This window comes from Sphingomonas sp. S-NIH.Pt3_0716, from assembly GCF_003950715.1.
Taxonomy (GTDB): Bacteria; Pseudomonadota; Alphaproteobacteria; order Sphingomonadales; family Sphingomonadaceae; genus Sphingobium; species Sphingobium yanoikuyae_A.
Genome location: NZ_QLJK01000019.1, coordinates 1 through 23,770, shown reverse-complemented (window position 1 = coordinate 23,770; position 23,770 = coordinate 1). Strand labels below are relative to the sequence as shown.

General features: G+C 65.9%; 18 protein-coding genes and 1 tRNA gene. 11 read left to right on the top strand and 8 right to left on the bottom strand.

Annotation, left to right across the window (positions count from 1 at the left end; all coding sequences use genetic code 11):
- Positions 1-94: 94 nt before the first annotated feature.
- The 4 genes from lon (at position 95) to BRX37_RS15860 (ending at position 3,913) form a co-directional block, all read left to right on the top strand.
- Positions 95-2,494 carry an endopeptidase La gene (lon, locus tag BRX37_RS15875; protein WP_004207700.1) on the top strand — a complete coding sequence of 800 codons (2,400 nt, stop codon included), beginning with the start codon at positions 95-97 and terminating at the stop codon, positions 2,492-2,494.
- Positions 2,495-2,656: 162 nt separating this feature from the next.
- Positions 2,657-2,929 (top strand): HU family DNA-binding protein, encoded by a 273-nt coding sequence (locus tag BRX37_RS15870; protein WP_004207699.1) that lies wholly within the window; start codon positions 2,657-2,659, stop codon positions 2,927-2,929.
- A 240-nt stretch (positions 2,930-3,169) separates the two neighbouring features.
- On the top strand, positions 3,170-3,754 hold the full coding sequence (locus BRX37_RS15865) for a septal ring lytic transglycosylase RlpA family protein (protein WP_206434167.1): 585 nt from the start codon (positions 3,170-3,172) through the stop codon (positions 3,752-3,754).
- Positions 3,755-3,836: 82 nt separating this feature from the next.
- Positions 3,837-3,913, top strand: a tRNA-His gene (locus tag BRX37_RS15860).
- Between the two features lie 192 nt (positions 3,914-4,105).
- Here the strand turns inward: BRX37_RS15860 and BRX37_RS15855 are convergent.
- Positions 4,106-6,382 (bottom strand): TonB-dependent receptor, encoded by a 2,277-nt coding sequence (locus BRX37_RS15855; protein ID WP_010337130.1) that lies wholly within the window; start codon positions 6,380-6,382, stop codon positions 4,106-4,108.
- A gap of 240 nt (positions 6,383-6,622) precedes the next feature.
- Between BRX37_RS15855 and hisI the strand changes: the two genes are divergently transcribed.
- Both hisI and BRX37_RS15845 read left to right on the top strand, forming a co-directional pair.
- Positions 6,623-7,009 carry a phosphoribosyl-AMP cyclohydrolase gene (hisI, locus tag BRX37_RS15850; RefSeq protein ID WP_004207696.1) on the top strand — a complete coding sequence of 129 codons (387 nt, stop codon included), beginning with the start codon at positions 6,623-6,625 and terminating at the stop codon, positions 7,007-7,009.
- Positions 6,996-7,529 carry a hypothetical protein gene (locus tag BRX37_RS15845; protein WP_206434166.1) on the top strand — a complete coding sequence of 178 codons (534 nt, stop codon included), beginning with the start codon at positions 6,996-6,998 and terminating at the stop codon, positions 7,527-7,529. The genes hisI and BRX37_RS15845 overlap by 14 nt, the downstream gene beginning before the upstream one ends.
- Positions 7,530-7,565: 36 nt before the next feature.
- Here the strand turns inward: BRX37_RS15845 and BRX37_RS15840 are convergent, their stop codons facing one another.
- The 4 genes from BRX37_RS15840 to BRX37_RS15825 all read right to left on the bottom strand — a co-directional run bounded on the left by BRX37_RS15840 (position 7,566) and on the right by BRX37_RS15825 (position 12,069).
- Positions 7,566-8,870, bottom strand: coding sequence for a M20/M25/M40 family metallo-hydrolase (locus BRX37_RS15840; protein WP_099233130.1), 1,305 nt, complete (start codon positions 8,868-8,870; stop codon positions 7,566-7,568).
- A 72-nt stretch (positions 8,871-8,942) separates the two neighbouring features.
- Positions 8,943-9,602: a YitT family protein gene (locus BRX37_RS15835; RefSeq protein WP_004207693.1), complete on the bottom strand. Its 660-nt coding sequence runs from the start codon at positions 9,600-9,602 to the stop codon at positions 8,943-8,945.
- 93 nt (positions 9,603-9,695) lie between these two features.
- Positions 9,696-10,832 (bottom strand): aspartyl/asparaginyl beta-hydroxylase domain-containing protein, encoded by a 1,137-nt coding sequence (locus BRX37_RS15830; protein ID WP_125988132.1) that lies wholly within the window; start codon positions 10,830-10,832, stop codon positions 9,696-9,698.
- Positions 10,833-10,872: 40 nt separating this feature from the next.
- Positions 10,873-12,069 (bottom strand): MFS transporter, encoded by a 1,197-nt coding sequence (locus tag BRX37_RS15825; RefSeq protein WP_069338111.1) that lies wholly within the window; start codon positions 12,067-12,069, stop codon positions 10,873-10,875.
- Between the two features lie 169 nt (positions 12,070-12,238).
- On the opposite strand from BRX37_RS15825, the gene BRX37_RS15820 reads away from it, so the two are divergent.
- The gene (locus BRX37_RS15820) at positions 12,239-13,126 is read left to right on the top strand and encodes an EamA family transporter (RefSeq protein WP_486056637.1); all 888 of its coding nucleotides are present in this window, start codon (positions 12,239-12,241) and stop codon (positions 13,124-13,126) included.
- Positions 13,127-13,132: 6 nt separating this feature from the next.
- Here the strand turns inward: BRX37_RS15820 and BRX37_RS15815 are convergent, their stop codons facing one another.
- Genes BRX37_RS15815 through BRX37_RS15805 form a run of 3 tightly spaced genes read right to left on the bottom strand, consistent with a single transcriptional unit; the run spans position 13,133 to position 17,086 of the window.
- Complete coding sequence (locus BRX37_RS15815) at positions 13,133-13,813, bottom strand: L,D-transpeptidase family protein (RefSeq protein WP_125988130.1); 681 nt, start codon at positions 13,811-13,813, stop codon at positions 13,133-13,135.
- Positions 13,814-13,873: 60 nt separating this feature from the next.
- The gene (locus tag BRX37_RS15810; protein WP_004207688.1) at positions 13,874-16,141 is read right to left on the bottom strand and encodes an NADP-dependent malic enzyme; all 2,268 of its coding nucleotides are present in this window, start codon (positions 16,139-16,141) and stop codon (positions 13,874-13,876) included.
- A gap of 27 nt (positions 16,142-16,168) precedes the next feature.
- Complete coding sequence (locus tag BRX37_RS15805; protein WP_125988128.1) at positions 16,169-17,086, bottom strand: LysR family transcriptional regulator; 918 nt, start codon at positions 17,084-17,086, stop codon at positions 16,169-16,171.
- 96 nt (positions 17,087-17,182) lie between these two features.
- Between BRX37_RS15805 and BRX37_RS15800 the strand changes: the two genes are divergently transcribed.
- The 4 genes from BRX37_RS15800 to alaS all read left to right on the top strand — a co-directional run.
- Positions 17,183-19,297, top strand: coding sequence for a malate synthase G (locus BRX37_RS15800; RefSeq protein WP_125988126.1), 2,115 nt, complete (start codon positions 17,183-17,185; stop codon positions 19,295-19,297).
- Between the two features lie 65 nt (positions 19,298-19,362).
- On the top strand, positions 19,363-19,989 hold the full coding sequence (locus BRX37_RS15795) for a glutathione S-transferase family protein (RefSeq protein WP_017500908.1): 627 nt from the start codon (positions 19,363-19,365) through the stop codon (positions 19,987-19,989).
- The gene (locus BRX37_RS15790; protein WP_125988124.1) at positions 19,976-21,235 is read left to right on the top strand and encodes a M24 family metallopeptidase; all 1,260 of its coding nucleotides are present in this window, start codon (positions 19,976-19,978) and stop codon (positions 21,233-21,235) included. Before BRX37_RS15795 ends, BRX37_RS15790 begins: the two co-directional genes overlap by 14 nt.
- A 205-nt stretch (positions 21,236-21,440) precedes the next feature.
- A partial coding sequence (gene alaS / locus BRX37_RS15785; protein ID WP_125988122.1) for an alanine--tRNA ligase occupies positions 21,441-23,770 on the top strand: 2,330 nt, incomplete at its 3' end.

Below are 23,770 nucleotides of genomic sequence, written 5' to 3'. Positions count from 1 at the left end.
GCAATATGGTGATCGCTGATTGATTGACGCGACGGGCATCCCCATAAAGGCGATGAACCGCATGACGGGCCGCAAGTCCGGCCCTGGAGAGTGAATGACTACGCAATATCCCCTTCTGCCGCTGCGCGACATCGTCGTCTTCCCGCAGATGATCGTCCCGCTCTTCGTCGGTCGCGACAAGAGCGTCGCCGCGCTGGAAGCGGCGATGGAGGGCAATAAGGAAATTTTCCTGGTGTCCCAGCTGGACCCGGCCGAGGATGATCCGGGCAAGGACGCGCTGTATGACACCGGCGTGGTGTCGGTGGTGCTGCAGCTGCTCAAGCTGCCTGACGGCACGGTGCGCGTGCTGGTCGAAGGCAAGCATCGCGCCCAGCTGGCCGATCTGGCGCCGGCCGAGGCGGGCTATCTGGTCGCCGAGGTCGCGCCGGTCGAGGAGATCGTCGCCGAAGGTCCGGAAGCCGCTGCGCTGATGCGCTCGGTGGCCGAGCAGTTCGAGAATTACGCCAAGCTCAACAAGAAGCTGCCGGCCGAAACGCCGGTGCAGCTGCGCGAGATCGACGATGCCGGTCGCCTGGCCGATTCCGTCGCCGCCAACATCAACGTCAAGGTTGCCGACAAGCAGTCGCTGCTGGTCGAGCCCGATCCGGTCAAGCGGCTGGAGATGGTGTTCGCCTTCATGGAAGGCGAGCTGGGCGTGCTGCAGGTCGAGAAGAAGATCCGTGGCCGCGTGAAGCGCCAGATGGAAAAGACCCAGCGCGAATATTATCTGAACGAGCAGCTCAAGGCGATCCAGCGCGAGCTGGGCAATGGCGAGGGCGAGGAAGGCGACGAGCTTGCCGAACTGGCCGACAAGATCGCCAAGGCGAAGCTGAGCAAGGAAGCGCGCGCCAAGGCGACGGCCGAGCTCAAGAAGCTCAAGGGCATGCAGCCCATGTCGGCCGAAGCGACGGTGGTGCGCAACTATCTCGACGTGCTGCTGGGCCTGCCCTGGGGCAAGAAGGGCCGGGTCAAGACCGACCTCAAGAAGGCGCAGGCGATCCTGGATGAGGATCATTTCGCGCTGGAGAAGGTCAAGGACCGGATCATCGAATATCTGGCGGTGCAGGCGCGCACCAACAAGCTGAAGGGGCCGATCCTGTGCCTCGTCGGCCCGCCGGGCGTCGGCAAGACGTCGCTGGGCCGTTCGATCGCCAAGGCGACCGGCCGCGAATTCGTGCGCCAGTCGCTGGGCGGCGTGCGCGACGAGGCCGAGATCCGCGGTCATCGCCGCACCTATATCGGATCGCTGCCGGGCAAGGTCGTGTCGAACCTGAAGAAGGCGGGCACCATGAACCCGCTGTTCCTGCTCGACGAGATCGACAAGTTGGGCCAGGATTTCCGCGGGGATCCGGCGTCGGCGCTGCTGGAGGTGCTGGACCCTGAACAGAACAGCAAGTTCCAGGACCATTATCTGGAGATCGACGTCGACCTGTCCGACGTGATGTTCGTGACGACGGCCAACTCGCTGAACCTGCCGCAGCCGCTGCTCGACCGCATGGAGATCATCCGGCTCGAAGGCTATACCGAGGACGAGAAGGTCGAGATCGCCCAGCGCCATCTGGTGCCCAAGCAGATCGACGCCCATGGCCTGAAGAATGGCGAGTTCGAGGTTACCGAGGCCGCGGTGCGCGACTTGATCCGTTACTATACCCGTGAGGCCGGCGTCCGCACGCTGGAGCGGGAAGTGGCGCGTCTGGCCCGCAAGGCGCTGCGCAAGATCCTGGAAGGCGCGTTCGACAAGGTCGAGATTACGCCCGAAAACCTAGCCGACTATGCCGGCGTGCGGAAATTCCGCCATGGCGTGGGCGAAGAGGAAAACCAGATCGGCGCCGTCACCGGCCTGGCCTGGACCGAGGTGGGCGGCGAACTGCTGACGATCGAGGCGGTGACCGTGCCCGGCAAGGGGCTCATCAAGACGACCGGCAAGCTGGGCGAAGTGATGAACGAATCGGTGCAGGCCGCCTTCTCCTATGTGAAGGCGCGTTCGCCCGGCTATGGCATCAAGCCGAGCCTGTTCAACCGCAAGGACATCCATATCCACCTGCCCGAGGGCGCGGTGCCCAAGGATGGTCCGTCGGCCGGTATCGGCATGGTCACGACCATCGTGTCGACCCTGACCGGCATTCCCGTCCACAAGGATGTGGCGATGACCGGCGAGGTGACGCTGCGCGGTCGGGTGCTGCCGATCGGCGGCCTCAAGGAGAAGCTTCTCGCGGCGCTGCGTGGTGGCATCAAGACGGTGCTGATCCCGCAGGAAAACGAGAAAGACCTAGCGGAAATTCCGGCCAACATTCGCGAGGGGCTGGAGATTGTTCCTGTGTCCCACGTCGACGAGGTGCTGGCGCGCGCGCTGGTGTCCAAGCCCGAAGCGATCACCTGGACCGAGGAAGATGATCTGGCGGCGCAGCCCAGCGCCGGCCAGGGTCGCGACGGCGATCCCGCTATCCGTCACTAAAAGCCCGGTTTTCGGCGCGTTTATGCCCATGGGGGTAAAAACGCGCCGGAGCCGGGTTTTTTGACGCTTTCCCTTTGACACCGCTTGAAAGCTGGGCCTTATTGCCCCGCCTACGCCGCGATTCCTTGACTATCCAACATCTATAAAGGGGGTTCCCAAGGCATGAACAAGCAGGATCTTATCAGCGCGGTCGCTGAAAGCAGCGGTCTCAGCAAGAGCGACGCCAGCAAGGCGGTCGAGGGCGTGTTCGACGCCATCACCGGCGCGCTGAAGAAGGGCGACGAAGTGCGCCTGGTTGGTTTTGGCACTTTCTCCGTGTCGCAGCGCAAGGCTTCGACCGGTCGCAACCCGCGCACCGGCGAGACGATGACGATCAAGGCGTCGTCGCAGCCGAAGTTCAAGGCCGGCAAGGGCCTGAAGGATTCGGTCAACTAAGGATGCAGGCGCGCCCGTTCGGGCGCCTTGTCATTCGATGATTTTGCCGGCGTCGCGGTCGGGACAGAGTGAGGGAGAGTGGCGCTGCGGCAGGGGAAACCCGCCCGGCGCATGCATGTCGAAAGGAAGGGGTAGGGGCCGGGGGCCTCTGCCCCTTTTTTCATGGCCTTGCGCGGCGGATCGCGGTGATGATCGGCCCGCTGCCCTCGACCTGCTCCGCCTGCGGGGGTAGGAGGGGGCATGAGAGCGATCAGACGGGGCATCGGGACTTCGGGGGCGGCCTTGGCGCTGCTGGGTGCATTGTCGGCCTGTGGCGGGGGAAATTTCCGTCCGGTGAGCGACATGCCGGTGCGCATCGGCAAGCCCTATACGGTGCGTGGCACCACTTATGTACCGGCCGACCAGCCGGGCTATGACCTGGTCGGCTATGCCAGCTGGTATGGGTCGGAATCGGGCAATCGCACCGCCAATGGCGAACGCTTCCGGCCGGGCTGGATCACGGCGGCGCATACCAGCCTGCCCTTGCCCGCCTATGTCGAGGTGACGGCGCTCGATACCGGGCGCACGATCCTGGTGCGGATCAACGATCGTGGCCCCTTTTCGCGTGGGCGGATCATCGACCTGTCGCGCGGCGCGGCGGAGGAACTGGGGATTCGCGGGCAGGGCCATGCCGCGGTCCGGGTTCGCGCCGTCGATCCCCCGGAAAAGGATCGCAAGAAGCTGCGCAAGGGCAAGCCGGCGGAGGGGCGGCCGCGCGTCGGGGCGGACGAACTGGCCGTGCTGCGCGCCCGTCTGGCAGCGTCCGGCAACGATGCCGGGCGATAATTTTCATCCTTTGACATAAGCTGCTTGACGGGGGAGGGGCGGCCGCATATGTGGCCCTTCTCGCGGGGCAACAGCCCCTGTGGCGATCGTAGCTCAGTTGGTTAGAGCGCCGGTTTGTGGTACCGGAGGTCGCGGGTTCGGATCCCGTCGATCGCCCCATTTCCTTCGGGAATGCGCGAAATGAAACCCCGTCCTGCCTCGGCAGGATGGGGTTTTCGCGTTTCTGGCTTCGGTGATTTTCCTGGCGCGTGGCGGCGGCTTTCCGCTGCCCTGGGCGCAACAAGAAAGGGCGCCCCTTGCGGGACGCCCTTCCTCTGCCGACTAACGCCTATGGGGCGTTGAGACCCAGGTTTAGAAGCTGGCCTTGATCATGCCGCCAATGATGCGCGGTTCGTTGATCATGCCGGTCAGGTTGTTGAAGTCGATCGCGCTGACGGCGCGGATCTGGTTGGTGATGTTGCGGGCGAAGGCCGCGATCTCATAACCATGGTTCGACTTGTAACCGACCTTGAGGCCACCCTCCAGCGACGAACGGCCGCGGAATTCGGCCGCCGAGTAGAGGAAGTAGTTGATTTTGCTACGATAGGCCCAGTCGGTATAGGCGAAGACTTCGCCCGCGTCGCCGACCGGAATGCCATAGCGCAGGGTCGCATTGGCGATGTAGCGCGGCGCCTGGGGCAGGTCATTACCGTCCAGATAGCTGTAGGTGGTGCCGCCATCGACGAAGGTGTTGCCGGTGGGCGTACACATGCCCGAGCCGCAGACCGCCACGAAGGCGTTCTTGTCGCGGATTTCGGTGAAGTTGTAGCTGCCGCCCACGGTCAGGTTCAGGTGATCCAGCGGCTGTGCCTCCAGATTGCCTTCCAGACCATAGCCGACCGCCTTGTTCACGTTGATCAGGCGGGCCGAGTTGCCGACGCCGCCGACAGCCGTCAGCTGCAGATCGTCGGTGTTCCAGTAATAGGCCGACAGGTCGAAGCGGACCATGTTGGCGATCGCGCCCTTGATGCCGCCCTCATAGGAGATGGTGGTCTGCTTCTTGGCGACCGAGGGGACGCTGAAGAAGGTCACGCGGTCCTGGATCGCCGGGCCCTGATAGCCGGTGGCGACGCGGCCATAGAGGTTCACGTCGGGGCTGAGCGCATAGGTGGCGCTGACGTCCCAGGACAGGTTGCTGCCCTGCGCGGTGTTGCTGAGCGGCAGGTCGACGCCGATCAGCTGCGACGAGATGCTGCTGGCGGCGAGCGCCGGATCGAGCGTGATCGTGTCGCGCTTGTCGTCGTGCGAATAACGCACGCCGGCGCGCAGCGTCAGGGCCGACGTCACCTTGGCTTCGCCCGAGGCGAACAGGCCGATATTCTCGTTGGTGTTGTTGTGCAGGATCGCACTCACCCGGTTGCCCGCGAGATCATAGGCATATTCGTTATACTTCAGGCGCTGGTGGAAGAAATAGGTGCCCGCCTGCAGGCGGATGCCGTTCATGTCGTCCGTCGCGAAGCGGAATTCCTGGCTGAATTCCTCCGGCTTGGTCACGCCGCCGGTGTTGGAGTCGAACGAGCCGACGCCGAGCTGGCCGGCGGTGCAGCCGGTATAGGGGTAGCAGCCGCCGCCATCGATGTCGCCGGTGCTTTCGACGCTGGCCTTCTCATAGCCGGTGGTCGAGAAGAAGGTGCCCAGGCCGTCGACATGGAGCTGCATGCGCAGATTGCCGCCGCCCTGCTTCATCGACTGGCTGGTATAGCCGTCCAGGTTCACATGATCCTTGTCGAAGCCGTCGACGAAATGGTTGCTGCCCTGCTTGAAGATGTTGGCGCGGAACACGCGCGGGCTGCCGTCCAGGTCACGATAATGACCGCTCAGCACCGCCTTGAAGTCGCCGGCTTCATAGGCCAGCTGCACGCGGCCGGCCATGTCGCGATAGCCTTCCAGCTCGCTGGCGGCGTTGCCGCCTTCATTGTCGTTCTTGACCCAGTCGTCACGACGCTGGAGCAGGCCCGACACGCGGAAGCTGAGGCCGTCGGCGATCGGGCCGCCGATCGCGGCTTCGGCATTGACGGTGTTGTAGGTGGCCCAAGAGGCGCTGGCATAGCCGGTGAAATGATCGGTCGGCGCGGCCGAGGTCATCTTGACGACGCCCGCCGGGGTGTTGCGGCCGAACAGCGTGCCCTGCGGGCCGCGCAGCACTTCAACGCTGGCAAGGTCGAACACCGGGAAGCTCTTGAGCATCGGATTTTCGAGCGCGACATCGTCGAGCACGACCGAGACCGGCTGGGCGGCGTTGGGATCGAAATCGGTGTTGCCAAGGCCCCGGATGTAGAAGCGCGGGAAGGTGCGGCCGAACGAGCTTTCGACCTGAAGGCTGGGCGTGCGCGCGGCGAGGAAGCGGACGTCGAGGCCGCTGCTGTTGAGCGCGTCGAGCTTTTCGCCGCCGATGGCGGTCACGGCGACCGGCACGTCCTTGGCATTTTCAGCCCGGCGCGAGGCGGTGACGACGATTTCACCCAGGCCTTCGCCCGATGCGGCGGGCGCTTCGGTCTGGGCGTGGGCGGCACCGATCGGCGCCAGAGCGGTGAGAGCGACGGCGAGCGCGCCGCGCGAAATGCTGGTGAAGATATGCGAAGATGTCATATTTGGCCCCCTTGATTGGCCTGGCATCCGTTTCCCTGCTTGTGTCCGCTGTTGCGGATCGCGCGCGAGGCTATGCGCGCGCGGGGCTTGGGGCAAGCAGGACTGTCGCCATTCTGTAGCATTCGTGCAACAGATTTGCCAAAATGCGACAGTCCGACCCCATGGCGCTGTCAGGCCGTGCCCCAATGCAAAGCGCCGAAGGGACTTCGCACGGGCCGCATTGCCGATTATAGCGCGCGGATGGATGACGCACGCGACCGGGGGCTGACCCTCAACCCCAAATATGACGATCATGGCCTTATCACCGCGGTGGTGACCCATGTCACCTCGGGGGAAGTGCTGATGGTGGCGCATATGAATGCGCAGGCGCTGGCGCTGACGGTCGAGACGGGCCTGGCCCATTTCTGGTCGCGCAGCCGCCAATCACTGTGGAAGAAGGGCGAAAGTTCCGGCCATATGCTTGGCGTGCGCGACATCCGGATCGACTGTGACCAGGATGCCGTCTGGGTGCTGGCCGAGCCGGCGGGACCGACCTGCCACACCGGCGCGCGGTCCTGCTTCTTCCGCCGGATCGGACCCGATGGGCTGAGCGCGGTCGATGAACCGGGTGTCGATGCGGCGCACTAGCCTTTTTCTCGCATGTCTTCTGGCCGGGTGTCAGCAGGCCGCGACGCCGGGCGCCGCCGCGCCCGATCGCAGCGGGGCCGCGGCTTCGGGGCTGGAGCGCGCGGCGATCGCGACCGGCGCCATTGCCGACGCGTCGCGGATCGCGCCGGTCGGGCTGTTCCAGCGGCGGCATGAGGCGGGCCGGGATTCGCTCTGCGTCCTTCCCGCCAAGTCGGGCGACTATCGTTTCGGGCTGGAGGCGATCTTCGGCACCGAACAGAGCTGCCATGGCGCGGGTACGGCGCGGCGGGCCGGCGACAAGCTGATCCTGAGCTTTTCCGGCGGCAGGAAGTGCATCATCGTCGCCCAATATGATGGCGACCAGGTGGCGCTGCCCGGCGTGGTCGACATGGCCTGTGACCGGCTGTGCGACGGGCGCGGCAATCTGGAAGGGGTGACCTTCCCGCGCATCGCCAATGATGCGGGCTCGGCCCTGCGTGCGCGCGATCGCGAGGATGAACCGCTGTGCGAGGCGGACTGAACGGGGCCGGCATATCTGCCAGCCCCATCAGGTTGATCAGCGATAGCCGGCTGCGGCGAGCAGGGCGACCAGGTCCATGCGCTTGACCTTGAGCGATTCCGGCGCCGACACGTCGATCCATTCGTCAGGCGAATGGCCCCGGCCGCCGGTCGCCGCGCGCGGGATGGTGATGGCCGGGATGCCCAGGCTCATCGGCACATTGGCGTCGGTCGAGCTGAAGCTCATCCGCGCGGTGACGCCTTCGGCGGCATAGGCAGCGGCGGTCTGGCGGACCAGCGCCGTGTCGGCGGCGGTGCTGCCGGCCGGACGATCGCCCACGACCTTCTTGTCGACGCGGATTGGGCCTTCCTTGATCGAGCGGGCGCCATTTTCGGTCTCGACGGCCTTGTCCACCGTGGCGAGGAACGCCTGTTCCAGCTTGGCCAGTTCAGCCGCGCTTTCCGATCGCATGTCGACCTGCAGCCAGACTTCCTGCGGGATGGCGTTGACCGACGAGCCGCCGCCCACGACGCTGGCGCTGTAGGTCGTCTTGGGCGACTGGGGCACCGGGATCTTGTAGAGATCGACGATCGCCTGGCTCATCGCCGTCATCGGATTGACCAGGCCGAAGGCGCCGAAGCTGTGGCCGCCGGGGCCGGTGAAGGTCAGGCGATAGCGCTTCGATCCGACGCCGCCATTGATCAGGCCATCAACCGAGCCATCGTCGATCGAGAAGAAGCTGGCGATGCGGTCCTTGTATTTGCCCTTGTGGAACAGCTGCTTCATGCCGCGCAGGTCGCCCAGGCCTTCCTCGCCGACATCGCCGACGAACAATATGTCCATCGGCGCGCTGATGTTGGCGCCGACGATCGCCTTGATCAGGCTCAACTGGGTGGCGAGGCCGGCGACATCGTCCCCGACACCGGGCGCGTGGAGCTTGTTGCCCTCGCGCCGGACCGTGACCGGCGTGCCTTCGGGAAAGACGGTGTCGAGATGGGCGGACACGACGATCAGCTTGCCGCCCGGCTTGCCGCTGCCACGGCGCAGGCCCAGCACATTGCCGCCCTCGTCAATCTCCACATCGGTAAGGCCGGCGGCGCGGAACATGTCGGCATAGGCCTTGGCCCGCGCCTCTTCCTTGAAGGGGGGCGCCGGAATCTGGGTCAGGGTGACGATATTGTCGACCCACTGGTCATGTTCGGCCTCCAGCGCGGCGAAGGCAGCCTTGACCGCCGGGCGCGCGCGGATCGCGGCAATGGCGCGGGCATCGGCCGGTGCGGTCGCGCTGGTGGGCGTGGCGGCACGGACCGGAACCGACAGGGCCGTGCTGGCCAATATTATACAGAGCGCGAACCGCTTCATTCTGGACCCCTTTTATGATGGGCGCACCGGCATGGGCGCCGGGGTCCGTCTAACCGGGGAGGCCGGCGCGCATCAATGGCCGATATAGCGGCCAGGGCGGTGGTTGACGAACAGCACGGCGTTGATCGCGGCGGCCGACAGGACGGACAGGCCAAAGCGCTCGGCATTGAGGATCGGCAGCGAGGCGAGCAGGATCAGCACATCGCAGGCCATCTGGGTGCGACCGGCATTCCAGCCGCGCGACTTCTGCAGGATCAGCGCGACCACGCCGACGCCGCCCACGCCCGCGCCATGGCGGGCAATGGCCAGGATGCCGAAGCCGATGATCGAGCCGCCGAACAGCGCGGCAAAGAAGGGGCTGATCCGGGCGATCTCCATCGCATAGGGCATGGCAAGGCCGACGCCCATGATCGCGATATTGGCGAACAGGGTCTTGAGGCCGAAGGCCATGCCCATCGCCCGCCCGGCGAACAGGAAGAAGGGGATGTTGATCAGCAGGAACAGCGTCGCGGGCGACAGATGGATCAGATAGGACAGCAGCAGCGCGATGCCGGCCATGCCGCCGGTCACCAGCTTTGCCTGTTTCAGCAGCATCAGCCCCATGGCGATGAAGGCGCAGCCGATGGCGATCGCATAGAAATCCTCGGCAGGACTATGCGGCCGCGCGACATGGGCGGGCGGAACGGGCAGGGCAGGCGACGGCGCCGGGGGCGTCGGGTCGATCGAGGTCATGGCATGTCCGAAAAGCGTGAGCGCCCCGTGCCATCCTCTCTTGTCGTCTTTGTCCGCGCCCATAGTCGCAGACGGGCATTCTGAAAAGGGGCGTTAACCGGCGTCGACCTGTTTCGGGCCGAACTGGTCGATCGCTTCGAACAGGCGTGTGAGCGCGATCCGTTCCTCCGCGTGGATTTCCGGGCGCCAGACTTCGAACAGCAGGATGACGCGGGTGTCATTGCCCCGGTTCCAGGCCTCATGTTCGATGCTGTCGTCAAAGATCAGCATCTCGCCCGGCGCCCAGGCGCGGGTTTCGGCGCCAACCCGCAGCGCGCAATTGTCGGCCACGATCAGCGGCAGGTGACAGATCAGGCGGGTGTTGAGCAGGCCATGATGGGGCTGGATATGGGTGCCGGGCTTGAGCAGCGACCAGAGCGCCATGGGCGAACGGCCGGCAATCATCGGGCGATCGGCATGGTCGAGCGCGGCCATGACGGCGGGGCAGCGGGCGGCATGGTCCGCCACGATCTCGCCCTGTTGCCAGAAATAATAGGCGCCCCAGGAGGGATCGTCGCGCAGCGGGTTGTTGGGCGCCGGGCGATCGGTCGGCGTCTGGACATAGGGCGCGAAATCGGGGGCGCCGGCACGGACGTCGTTGAGTTCGGCGATGATGGCGTCGGTTGCCGCCTCTATTGCTGGCACCCAGGCAAATTCGTTGCGCTCGTAAAAGGCGCGCTGCGGAAGGCCGGGGAAATAGAACATGCTGGGTTGTTGCAGATAGAGTTCGCTTTTCCCCAGCAGCAGGTCGGTCGCCTGCGCAATCCGGGGCAGGGCGGGCAGGTCGGCGATGGCGGCGCTCAGATGATCCTCGAACTTGCGGCCGGACTGGGCAATGCTGGCCTGTGCCTGTTGCAGCAGCGGTTGCAGCGCGGGGGGCGCGCCGATGGCCGCCGCCTGCGCCAGGGCACCGCGGAACCAGATCGATGCACCGCGCTCGTCGCCGCGCCGGATCAGATTCTGGCCCATTGCCAGCATGGCGGGCAGGTTGCGCATATCCTGTTGCAGGATGCGGTTGAGCGCCGCCTGTTCGCCGTCCAGATCACCCAGCCGATTGCAGGCCTGGGCCAGCAGCATGGCCGGCGGATCGGCCATTTCGGAAAGGGTGGCGCGCGCCACTGCCGCGTCGCCGCGGCGCAATGCGGCGATTGCCGCGTCCTGTAAGGTCTGTTCGCGTGCCCGATCCGTCATCCGCCCGCCTTAGCCAGCGGAACGGATGGAAGGAAGCGGCTTATTCGCAGGGGACCAGCGCGGGCTGGGCGCTGCGCCGTGCGGTGGCGATCGCGACCAGATAGATGGCCAGGCCGCCCAGCGACAAGGCGCAGCCGATCCAGCCGGTCGACACCAGGCCATAGCCCGCCGCGATCGACAGGCCGCCGAGCCAGGGGCCGAGCGCATTGGCGATGTTGAAGGCGCTGTGGTGCAGTGCGGCGGCCAGCGTCTGGGCGTCACCCGCAACGTCCATCAGTCGCGCCTGCAACGGCGTGCCCATGCCGCCGCCAATGCCGATCAGGAAGACGATGAGGCTGAGGCTCCAGATATTGCCGGCCATGAAGGGGAAGAGAGCCAGCGCAACCGCGCTCCACACGAGGATGCCGATGACGGTGCGGTTGAGCGCACGGTCGGCGAGCCAGGCAACGACGAGATTGCCGATCGTCATGCCCAAGCCAAAGACGATCAGGATCAGCGGCACCAGGGTTTCGGACACATGGGTCACCTCGATCATGGTCGAGGCGACATAGGTGTAGACCGCGAACAGGCCGCCAAAGCCGATCGCGCCGGTCAGCAGGGTCAGCCAGACCTGCGACTTGCCGAGCGCGCTCAGTTCACGCATCGGGCTGGCCTTCGGATCGCCGGCGTCGCGCGGGGCGTAGAGCGCGACCAGGCTCATGGTCAGCACGGCGAGCGCGCAGACCACGAAGAAGCCCGAGCGCCAGCCCAGTATCTGGCCCATCCAGTTGGCGACGGGCACGCCCAGCACCGTGGCGATGGTGAGGCCCGACATCACCTTGGCAATCGCCAGGGTGCGCTTTTCGATCGGCACGAGGCTGGCCGCGACCAGGGCCGCGACGCCGAAATAGGCGCCATGGGGCAGGCCCGAAAGGAAGCGGAAAAGCAGCATCCAGTGATAGCTGGGCGACAGCGCCGACAGGCCATTGCCGACCGCGAACATCGCCATCAGCGCGATCAGCAGCGTGCGGCGCGGCAGGCGCGCGGCAAAGGCGGCGATCAGCGGCGCGCCGACTACCACGCCCAGCGCATAGGCGCTGATCGCATGGCCGGCGGTCGGCAGGTCGATGTGGAGGTCGCGCGCGAAGAAGGGCAGCAGGCTCATGGAGGCGAATTCGGTCGTGCCGATCGCAAAGGCGCCCACGGACAGCGCGAAAAGGACGAGCGCGGGGTGCGCCTTGTGGGACTGGCTGCCCATGACAAGCTCCATGCTGCAATGCAAAATGACGGAAGTCCGCCAGATGGGCCGAGTGACAGCGATGGTCAAGGCTGCATACGTATGAGATTCTTGCAACTGGCAACGCATCTGGTGCAACGCGGTATCGAATGACGCTTTTTCATTTTATCGTATATGGTATTCGACAGGCATGGGCAGGAATGAGATGAACGGGCAGGGTGCCGTGCTGGCGGGGGCGGGTGCCGTGCTGGCGTCGCTGCTGTCGATGAACATGGGCGCGGCCTTTGCCAAGACGCTGTTCCCGATCGTCGGTGCCTATGGCATTGCGGCGCTGCGCATCTTCCTGGCGGCGATCCTGCTGATGCTGTTCCGGCGGCCATGGCGCCGACCGATCCCGGCCGATGTGCGCTGGCCGCTGTTGATCTATGGCGCGACCCTCGCGCTGATGAACCTGCTTATCTACCAGGCGTTCGCCCGCATTCCGCTGGGCATCGCTATGGCCATCGAGGTGACGGGGCCGCTGGCGATCGTGCTGTTCGGGTCGCGCCGGCCGCGTGATTTCCTGTGGCTGGGCGCGGCGGTGATCGGCCTGCTGCTGCTCTTGCCGCTGCGCAGCGACGCGGTGCTTGATCCTTTGGGTGTCATCTTCGCTGTCGGGGCGGCGGCCTGCTGGGCGCTTTATATCCTGACCGGCAAGCGGGTGTCGGGCGCGCTGCGCGGCGATGCGGTTGCCTGGGGCATGCTGGCGGCGGCGATCCTGGTGCTGCCGGTCGGGCTGACCCATGCCGGCGCGTCGCTCTTTTCGCCCTGGGTGCTGATGGTCGGGCTGGCGATCGCCCTGCTGTCGAGCGCCTTGCCCTATTCGCTGGAGATGGAGGCGATGCGGCGCCTGCCCGCGCCGGTGTTCGGCCTGTTGCTGAGCGCGGCGCCGGCGATCGGCGCGCTGGCCGGCTTCGTCGTGCTGGGCGAGCGGCTGACGGCGCTGCAGGGCGTGGCGATATTCTGCATCATCGCGGCATCAGGCGGCAGCGCGCTGACGGTGCGTCATGCGCCCGCGATCGAGGATGCGCCGCAATAGGGCCGGTCAGCCGCTGACGACGGCCTTGCTGGTATCCAGCATCTTGCCGTTGGTGATGATGACCATGTCGCCGACCTTGGTGACGCCGAACAGCTTCTGCGCAAATTCCTTGGGCACGCCGATGCAGCCATGGGTGGCATAGCCCCATTTGACGTCGCTGCCATGGATGGCGACGCCGTCGCTGGTCAGCCGTTGCATATAGGGCATGGGCGCGTTGTTGTAGGTGCTGGAATAATGGTCGGCGTCCTTCTGCATGATCGGGAAGGCGCCGAGCGGGCTCTGCTTGTCGGTCGCGCCATAGAGGATGACGGCTGCGCCGATTTCATAGCCGTCGCGGAAGACGGAAAGGGTCTGGGCTTTCAGGTCGACGGTGATGATGACCGGCCCCTTGGCCGGGGCGCCTTCCTCGTCCCAGGCATAGTCGCCATGCTCGAAAGGCCCCTCGATCTTGAGCACGCGCTTGACCGCCAGGGCGTGGGGATCGACCTTCATGCCCTGGTCGCTGCGCCGTTCGACCAGCGGCAGCGGCTTGGGCACGGCGGCGGCCTCGGCCGGTTTGGCCTGGGTCGCGGTGCCGGCGTTGCGATCGATCTTGTCGGTCAGCAGCAGCGCGCCGCCGCCCAGGACGGCGCCGATCAGCAGTTTCGGGCCAAGGCTGCGAGCCAATGTGCCGATGACGCCTGCCATGATCTTCCTCGCTTCATCCTTTGCCGGTCAAGCTAACAGCCTAACCGGCAAAGGTTAAGGTCAGCCTTCGCGCGCCACTTCGGCGGCGGCGATGGCGGTCAGGTTGAGGATGCCGCGCGCGGTGACGCCGGGCGTCAGCACATGGATCGGCTGGGCGGTGCCGATCAGCATCGGCCCGACCGTGGGCGAGCTGGACGAGGCGCCGAGCGCCGTCAGCGTGATATTGGCCGCGTCGAGGTTCGGCATCACCAGCAGGTTGGCCGGCCCCTCGAACCGGGAGTCGGGGATCAGCCGTTCGCGCAGCGCCTGGCTGAGCGCGGCGTCGGCGTGCATTTCGCCATCGACCGCAAGCTCTGGTGCGGCCTGGCGCACCAGGTCGAGCGCGGCGCGCATCTTGCGGGCGCTGGGGCTGTTCGACGCACCGAAGTTGGAGTGCGACAGCAGCGCCACGCGCGGCTTCAGGCCGAAATGCTGCAATTCGGTCGACGCCAGCAGCGTCATTTCCGCAATCTGGTCCGGCGTCGGGTCCGGCACCATATGGGTGTCGGTGATGAACAGCGCGCCGGCGTCCAGGATCAGGCCCGACAGCGCATAGATGCGGCTGTGGTTGGGCGCGCGATCGATGATGCGCAGCACATGTTCGACCTGGCCCCAATATTCGGAACGGCCACCGACCAGCGCGGCGTCGACCCGGCCGGTACGCAGCAGCATGGCGGCGGTGACGGTCGGGCGGCGATAGACATGGCGCAGGATTTCGTCTGGCGGCACGCCCTTGCGCGCGGCGATCGCGCGATAGGCCTCGACCAGTTCACGCATGATATCATGATCCGTCTCGGGATCGATCACCTCGACATCGCGGTCGAGCTGGAAGCTGAGGCCCATGTCGGCCAGCTTCTGTTCCAGCAGGCGGCGGCGCGCGACGATGGTCGGCTTGACGATGCCTTCGTCCAGTCCGTCCTGGATCGCGCGCAGCACGCGCTCATCCTCGCCCTCGCCATAGACGATGCGGCACTGGCTGCCGCGTGCGGCATGGAAGACCGGCAGCATCAACTGGCCGGAACGGGTGTTCTGGTGCGACAGGGCGCGCTTATATTCTTCCAGGTCCAGCGTCTTGGTGGCGACGCCGCTGTCCATCGCCGCCTTGGCCACGGCACCGGCAATCTCGCCGATCAGGCGCGGATCGAACGGGGTCGGGATGATGTAATCGGCGCCGAACACCAGCTTGCGACCGCCATAGGCCTGCGCCACGCTGTCATGCGCGGGCATGCGGGCGAGGGCGGCGATCGCGTCGGCGGCGGCGACCTTCATCGCTTCGTTGATCTGGGTCGCGCCGCAATCCAGCGCGCCGCGGAAGATATAGGGGAAGCACAGGACGTTGTTGACCTGGTTCGGATAGTCCGACCGGCCGGTGGCGATGATCGCGTCCGGGCGCACTTCGCGTGCGGCTTCCGGGCGGATTTCCGGTTCCGGGTTGGCGAGCGCGAAGATCAGCGGATTGGGCGCCATCAGCGGCAGCCATTCCGGCTTCAGCACGCCCGGCGCCGAAAGCCCCAGGAACAGGTTGGCGCCCGGCAGCACGTCGGGCAGGGTGCGCGCGTTGGTGTCGCGGGCATAGCGCGCCATGTTGGGCAGCATGCCTTCGCGGCCCGAATGGATGACGCCGTCCTTGTCGGTCATCGTCACATTGTCGATCGGCAGGCCCATCGAGACGAGCAGGTCGACGCAGGCGAGCGCGGCGGCACCGGCGCCCGAAGTGACCAGCTTGGCGTCGGCCAGGGTCTTGCCCTGCAGCACCAGCGCGTTGCGCACGGCGGCGGCGACGACGATGGCGGTGCCATGCTGATCGTCATGGAAGACCGGAATGTTCATCCGTTCCTTCAGGCGCCGTTCGATCTCGAAACATTCGGGCGCCTTGATGTCTTCCAGATTGATGCCGCCAAAGGTCGGCTCCAGCAGGGCGACGGCTTCGACGAACTTGTCCGTGTCGGTGGTGTCGACTTCGATGTCGAACACGTCGATGTCGGCGAACTTCTTGAAGAGGACGGCCTTGCCCTCCATCACCGGCTTCGACGCCAGCGCGCCGATCGCGCCGAGGCCGAGGACGGCGGTGCCGTTGGAGATGACCGCGACCAGATTGCCGCGCGCGGTATAGTCCAGCGCCTTGGCGGGATCGGCAGCGATCTCCTCGCAAGGGGCGGCCACCCCCGGCGAATAGGCCAGCGCCAGATCGCGCTGGTTCACCATGCGCTTGGTCGGCTCGATCGCGAGCTTACCGGGCTGGGGAAGGCGGTGATAGTCTAGGGCGGCGCGGCGGGTGTTATCGTCCATGCGATGCGCCTTAGAGACTGTGTTCCGCTAGGGCAAGCCAGTGCGGTCCGTCCGCGACTCCCACGGCGGCGCAAGGGCATATTGCGCAGCAAGAAAGTCGACGAAGGCGGTTATGGCCAGCGGCGGATTGGCCTGTGGCAGTTGCACGGCATAGAGGGCGACGTCGCTCGACCCTTCATGATCGGGCAGGATCTGGCGCACGTCGCCCTGCGCCAGCGCGTCGCTGATGTCCCACAGCGAACGCAGCGCGATGCCGCTGCCCGACAACGCCAGTTCGCGCACGACTTCGCTGCTGTTGGTGCGGATATGGCTGTGACCGTCGATCGCGACCGGCCCCTTGGGACCGATCAGGCGCCAGGGCAACTGGCCATCGGCGGCGAGCAGGCGGTGCTGCTTGAGGTCGGCGATGCGGCGCGGCGTGCCGAAGCGGTCGAGATAGGCGGGTGCGGCGCACAGGATGCGCCGATTGGGCGCCAGCTGCCGGGCGGTGAGGCCGGCGCCCGGATCGGCGGCGATGCGGATGGCCAGGTCCGCCCGGCTTTCGATCAGGTCGACATAGTCGTCGGACAGGTCGAGCCGCAGGTCGATGCGCGGATGATCGTCCAGGAAAGGCTGGAGATAGGGGGCAAGATGCATGCGGCCAAAGGAGGTCGGGGCGGTGATTCGCAGCGGGCCGGACGCAATCGCCGACACGCCCGACACGCGACGTTCGGCTTCGTCGAGAGAGGCGAGGATCGCGCGCAGGTCGCCATGGAGCCGCTCGCCCGCCGGGGTCAGCGCGAGCCGGCGGGTGGTGCGGTGGATCAGCCGGGCGCCCAGCCTGTCCTCCAGCCGGGCCAGCCGCTTGGACATCATTGCGGGCGAGATGTGGAGCCGCCGTCCAGCGGCCGCCAGCCCGCCTTCATCAACGATGCTCACGAACAATTCATGGTCCGGGTCCATCATATTCGTTCACCACAGGAAAGTCTCTATTCGAATAATAGCGTCTACACGGCATAATTGGAAAGGCGTAAAAGAACGGCATAGCAAGGAGTGGATTGCATGACCGACCGCATGATCGAACGCGCCGGCCTGAAGGTTGCGCAAACGCTGGCCGACTTCATCGAGCAGCGCGCGCTGCCGGGCACGGGCATTGATGCCGACGCCTTCTGGGCGGGCACTGCCGACATATTGGCGCGCTTCACCCCCGACAATGCGGCGCTGCTGCGCACACGCGATGAGCTGCAGACGCAGATCGATGCCTGGCATCAGGTGCGCCGGGGACAGGCGCATAATGCCGCCGCCTATCAGGCTTTCCTGCGCGAGATCGGCTATCTGGTCGAGGAACCGGCGCCGTTCGGGATCGGCAGCAAGAATGTCGATGCCGAAGTCGCCCGCATGGCCGGGCCGCAACTGGTCGTCCCGATCCTCAACGCCCGTTTCCTGCTGAACGCCGCCAATGCGCGCTGGGGCAGCCTGTATGATGCGCTCTATGGCACGGATGCCATTGCGGGCGCGGCTTCGGGCAAGGGCTATGACGCGGCGCGCGGGGCGCAGGTCATCGCCTGGGCCAAGGCGTTTCTGGACGATGCCGTTCCACTGGCTATGGGAAGCTGGGCCGATCTGGCGGGCGAGGAAATCGTCCTGGCCGATCCGGCGCAGTTTGTCGGCACGAGTGCGAAGGGCAGGTTGTTCCGCCATAATGGCCTGCATATCGAGGTCGTCTTCGATACCGCGCATCCGATCGGCGCGACCGATCCGGCGGGCATATCCGACGTCATCCTGGAATCCGCGCTGACCACCATCTGCGACCTGGAGGATTCGGTCGCGGCGGTCGATGCGGCGGACAAGGTCACCGCCTATGCCAACTGGCTGGGGCTGATGCAGGGCGACCTGACCGAGACGTTCGAGAAGGGCGGGCGGCAGATGACCCGCGCGCTCAATCCCGATCGCGCTTATGCTGCGCCCGATGGCAGTGCCTTCACGCTGCCGGGCCGCAGCCTGTTGTTCGTCCGCAATGTCGGTCATCTGATGACCACGCCGGCGATCGCGCTGCCCGATGGGCAGGACGCGCCCGAGGGGATCATCGACGGCATCGTCACCAGCCTGATTGCGCTGCATGATCTGGCCAAGGCGGATGGCAACAGCCGCGCGGGCAGCGTCTATATCGTCAAGCCCAAGATGCACGGGCCGCAGGAAGCGGCCTTCACCAACCGCCTGTTCGACGCGATCGAGGATATGCTGGGCATGGCGCGCCACACGATCAAGGTCGGGGTGATGGATGAGGAGCGGCGCACATCGGCCAATCTGGCGGCCTGCATCCATGCCGTCCGCGACCGGATCGTCTTCATCAATACCGGCTTCCTGGACCGCACCGGGGACGAGATGCACACGTCCATGCAGGCCGGGCCGATGATCCGCAAGGGCGAGATGAAGGCGAGCGACTGGATCACGGCCTATGAAGACCGCAACGTCCAGATCGGCCTCGCCTGCGGCCTGTCGGGCCGGGCGCAGATCGGCAAGGGCATGTGGGCGGCGCCCGATCGCATGGCCGACATGCTGGAGCAGAAGATCGGCCATCCCAAGAGCGGCGCCAACACCGCCTGGGTTCCGTCCCCGACGGCGGCGACGCTGCACGCGACCCATTATCACCGCGTCGACGTCTTCGCCCGTCAGGAAGAACGCAAGGGCGAGGGCATTGCGTCGCTCGACAAGTTGCTGACCATTCCCGTCGCGGTCGGCCGCAATTTCTCCGACGAAGAGATCGCGCAGGAACTGGACAATAATGCGCAGGGCATATTGGGCTATGTCGTCCGCTGGATCGACCAGGGCGTCGGCTGTTCCAAGGTGCCCGATATCCATGATGTCGGCCTGATGGAGGATCGCGCGACCTTGCGCATTTCCTCGCAGCATATGGCCAACTGGCTGCTGCACGGCGTCTGCACCGCGGAACAGGTCGATGCCGCGCTGACCCGCATGGCGGCCAAGGTCGATGCGCAGAATGAAGCCGATCCGCTCTATCAGCCGATGAGCGGGCGGGAGGGCGAGAGCCTGGCCTTCCAGGCGGCGCGCGCCCTGGTGTTCGAGGGTGTCGCGCAGCCCAATGGCTATACCGAGCCGCTGCTGCACGCCTATCGCGCCCGTGCCAAGGCGGAGGAAGTCCTCGAGATAGCGTAAACTTCGCTGTCACTCTTTCCCATGCTGCGTTAGCCCTGATTGGGTCGCAGCATGGGAGAGGCGCCATGACCATCATCGTCCATCATCTGAACAATAGTCGTTCGCAGCGCATCCTGTGGCTGCTCGAGGAACTGGGCGAGGCTTATGACGTGCGCCGCTATGAGCGGGACCGCAAGACGATGCGCGCGCCCGCTGCCCTGCGCGCCGTCCATCCGCTTGGCCGGTCGCCGGTGGTGGAGGTGGATGGCCATCGGCTGATCGAGACCGGGGCGATCATGGAATATCTGGTCGCGCGGGCCGGTGGTCGCTTCGGCGCGCCGACCGAGGCGGAGGGCGCGATCCGCTGGCGCCAGTTTCTCCATTATGCCGAAGGATCGATGATGCCGCCGCTGCTGGCCCTGCTGGTGGTCGGCAAGCTGGGCCTGCTTGGCCGACCGGCGCGGCCGACGGTTCAGGGGATGCTGGACGATCATCTCGACTGGCTGGAAAGCGAACTGGCAAGCCGCCCCTATTTTGCCGGACCGGACTTCTCCGCTGCCGACATGATGATGAGCTTTCCGATCGAGGCGTCGCGGGCGCGCGGCGGGCTTGACGAATCGCGTCCGCATCTGATCGGGTGGCTGGAGAGAATACAGGCGCGGCCCGCCTATCAGGCTGCGCTGCGCACCGGGGGACATTATGCTTACGCCTGATCGCCGCACCTTGCTTCGCTATGCCGCCGCCGGGGTCGCCACCGCGCTGGTCAGTCCGCGCCTGTTCGCGCAGGAAAAGGCGGTCGAAGCGCTTCAGTCGATCACGCGCGACGTCACCCCGATCGGCAAGGCCGAGCGCGCCGACCGGCTGGCGCGGGCGCAGAAGATGATGCAGGCGCAGGGCATCGACGCGCTGCTGGTCGAGCCGGGCGCGAGCCTCATTTATTATAGCGGCATTCGCTGGTGGCGTTCCGAGCGGCTGACCGCGCTGGTCATTCCGGCCAGCGGCACGCCTCTGGTTGTCTGTCCCTTTTTCGAGAAGCCCTCGATCGACGAATCGCTCGCCATTCCGGCCGAGGTCCGCGTCTGGCAGGAGCATGAAAGCCCCTATGCGCCGATCGCCGATTATCTGAAGGCGCGGGGCCTGGACAAGGGGCGGATCGGCATCGAGGAGACGGTCCGCTATTTCGCGGTCGATGGGCTGAAGGCTGCGCTGCCCGCCGCGACTTTGGTGAAAGACCCCGTCACTCGCGCCATCCGCATGCGCAAGACGGCGGCCGAGATCGCGCTGATGCAGAAGGCGGCGGATGTCACCATGGGCGCCTATCGCTGGACCCATCCGCAGGTGAAGGCGGGCATGACCCCTGCCGATATCGGCGCGCTGATGACGGCCGCGACCAGTGCGCTGGGCGGCAAGGGCGAGTTCAACCTGATCCTGCTCGGCGAAGCGGCCGCCTATCCGCATGGCTCGGGCAAGCCGCAGTCGGTGCGGGCGGGCGAGGTGGTGCTGATGGATTGCGGCTGCACGGTCGAGGATTATCAGTCCGACATCAGTCGCACTTTCGTCTACGGCGCGGCGCCTACGGCGCAGCAGCGCAAGGTCTGGGGCGAGGTAGCGCAGGGGCAGCAGGTCGCGATCCGGGCGGCGAAGCTGGGCGTGGCGGCCGGCACGGTCGACGATGCGGTCCGCGCTTATTATGAGAAACTGGGCTATGGCCCCGGCTACAAGCTGCCCGGCCTGTCCCACCGCACCGGCCATGGCATCGGCATGGAGGGGCATGAGCCGGTCAACCTCGTCCATGGCGAAACGACGAAGCTGGACGTCGGCATGTGCTTTTCCAACGAACCGGGCCTCTACCTGCCCGGCGCGATGGGCGTGCGCATGGAAGATTGCTTCCACATGACCGCACAGGGGCCGCAATGGTTCTCCAGACCGCCGGTGTCGATTGAGGAGCCGATGGGGTAATTCCTCCCAGGAACGGGGATGGGGACCGCGCCCGGAAGGGCGTGGTGGAGGGGCAGGCGCCATGAGCGCTTCGCGTGACTAACAGTCTCCGACTGCCCGCCGATACCCCTCCGTCGGCGCTTCGCGCCGCCACCTCCCCGTGCCGGGGAGGAATAGACCAAATCCCCCGCTTGTGCGGCGGGCCGCTTCCCACTAAATCGCGCGCATGACCTCGACCAACGACATTCGCCGCAGCTTCCTCGATTATTTCGGGGCCAATGGCCACACCATCGTTCCGTCCGCGCCGCTGGTGCCGCACAACGACCCGACGCTGATGTTCGTGAACGCCGGCATGGTGCCGTTCAAGAATGTCTTCACGGGTCTGGAAACGCGCCCCTACAAGACCGCGACGTCGAGCCAGAAGTCGGTCCGCGCCGGCGGCAAGCACAACGATCTGGACAATGTCGGCTATACCGCGCGCCACCACACCTTCTTTGAAATGCTGGGCAATTTCAGCTTCGGCGACTATTTCAAGGAACAGGCGATCCATCATGCCTGGACCCTGCTGACCAAGGAATGGGGCCTGCCCGCGGAAAAGCTGACGACGACCGTCTATCACACGGACGACGAGGCGTTCGACCTGTGGAAGAAGATCGCGGGCCTGCCCGATCACAAGATCATCCGCATCCCGACCAAGGATAATTTCTGGGCGATGGGCGACAGCGGCCCGTGCGGTCCCTGCTCGGAAATCTTCTACGACCATGGCGACCATATCTGGGGTGGCCCTCCCGGTAGCCCGGAAGAGGATGGCGACCGCTTCGTCGAGATCTGGAACCTGGTCTTCATGCAATATGAGCAGGAAGCCAACGAGATTGTTTCGGAACTGCCCAAGCCCTCGATCGACACCGGCATGGGGCTGGAGCGCATCGCCGCAGTGATGCAGGGCGTCCACAACAATTATGACATCGACACGTTCAAGGCGCTGATCGCAGAGAGCGGGGCGCTGACCCGCACCGCGACCGACGGCGAATTCCAGGCCAGCCACCGCGTCATCGCCGACCATCTGCGCTCGACCAGCTTCCTGATCGCCGATGGCGTGCTGCCGGCGAATGAAGGCCGTGGCTATGTGCTGCGCCGGATCATGCGCCGTGCCATGCGCCACGCGCACATCATCGGTGCCAAGGATCCGCTGATGTATCGCCTGGTGTCGAGCCTGGTGTCGGAAATGGGCGGCGCCTATCCCGAACTGGTCCGCGCCCAGCCGCTGATCGAGGAAACGCTGCTGCGCGAGGAGACCCGGTTCCGCAAGACGCTGGAAAACGGCCTCAAGCTGCTGGACGAGGCGACCGCCGATCTGGCGGAGGGCGCGACTCTGCCGGGCGAGACCGCGTTCAAGCTCTATGACACCTATGGCTTCCCCTATGACCTGACCGAGGATGCGCTGCGCACCCAGGGCCTGTCTGTCGACCGGGCTGGCTTCGATGCCGCCATGGCCGAGCAGAAGGCCGCCGCGCGCGCCGCCTGGAAGGGATCGGGCGAGAAGGCGTCGGACGAGATCTGGTACGACATCGCCGAAACGCTCGGCAGCACCGAGTTCATCGGCTACGCCTCGACCAAGGGCGAGGGCGAAGTGCTGGCCATCATCAAGGATGGCGCGCGCGTCGATGCGGCGTCGGCCGGCGACAAGGTGACGATCATCACCAACCAGACGCCCTTCTATGGCGAGAGCGGCGGCCAGAATGGCGACGCCGGCACGATCACCACGCTGGGCGGCCTGGTGGCCGAGGTTGCCGATACGTCCAAGCCGCTCGGCCGCCTGCATGCGCATCAGGCGACGATCAGCACGGGCAGCGTCAAGGTTGGCGATACCGTCAACCTGACGGTGGATGTCGAGCGTCGCGATCGCATCCGCGCCAATCACAGCGCCACCCACCTGCTCCATGCCGCGCTGCGCAAGGAACTGGGCGGCCATGTCACCCAGAAGGGCAGCATGGTCGCGGCCGACCGCCTGCGCTTCGACTTCTCGCATCCCGAGGCGCTGACCCAGGCGCAGATCGCCAAGGTCGAGGCCGATGTGAACGCGCAGATCCGTCATAATGACGAGGTCATGACCCGGCTGATGACGCCGGACGACGCGATCGCCGCCGGCGCAATGGCGCTGTTCGGCGAGAAATATGGCGATGAAGTCCGCGTCCTCTCCATGGGTAAGGGAGATGAGCATAGCTATTCGGTCGAACTGTGCGGCGGCACCCATGTCCGCGCGCTGGGCGACATTGCTCTGTTCAAGATCGTGTCGGAAAGCGCCGTGTCTTCGGGCGTGCGCCGGATTGAGGCGCTGACCGGCGAGGCTGCGCGCCTGTGGCTGGTCGAGCGTGACGAGAAGCTGCGCCAGACCGCAGCCGCGCTCAAGACCACGCCGGAAGAGGTGCCCGCGCGCATCGCCGCGCTGGTGGAGCAGAGCCGCAAGCTGGAGCGGGAACTGGCCGAGGCCAAGAAGGCGCTTGCGCTGGGCGGTGGCGGTTCGGCCAAGGCGGCCGGTCCCGAGAAGGTCGGCAG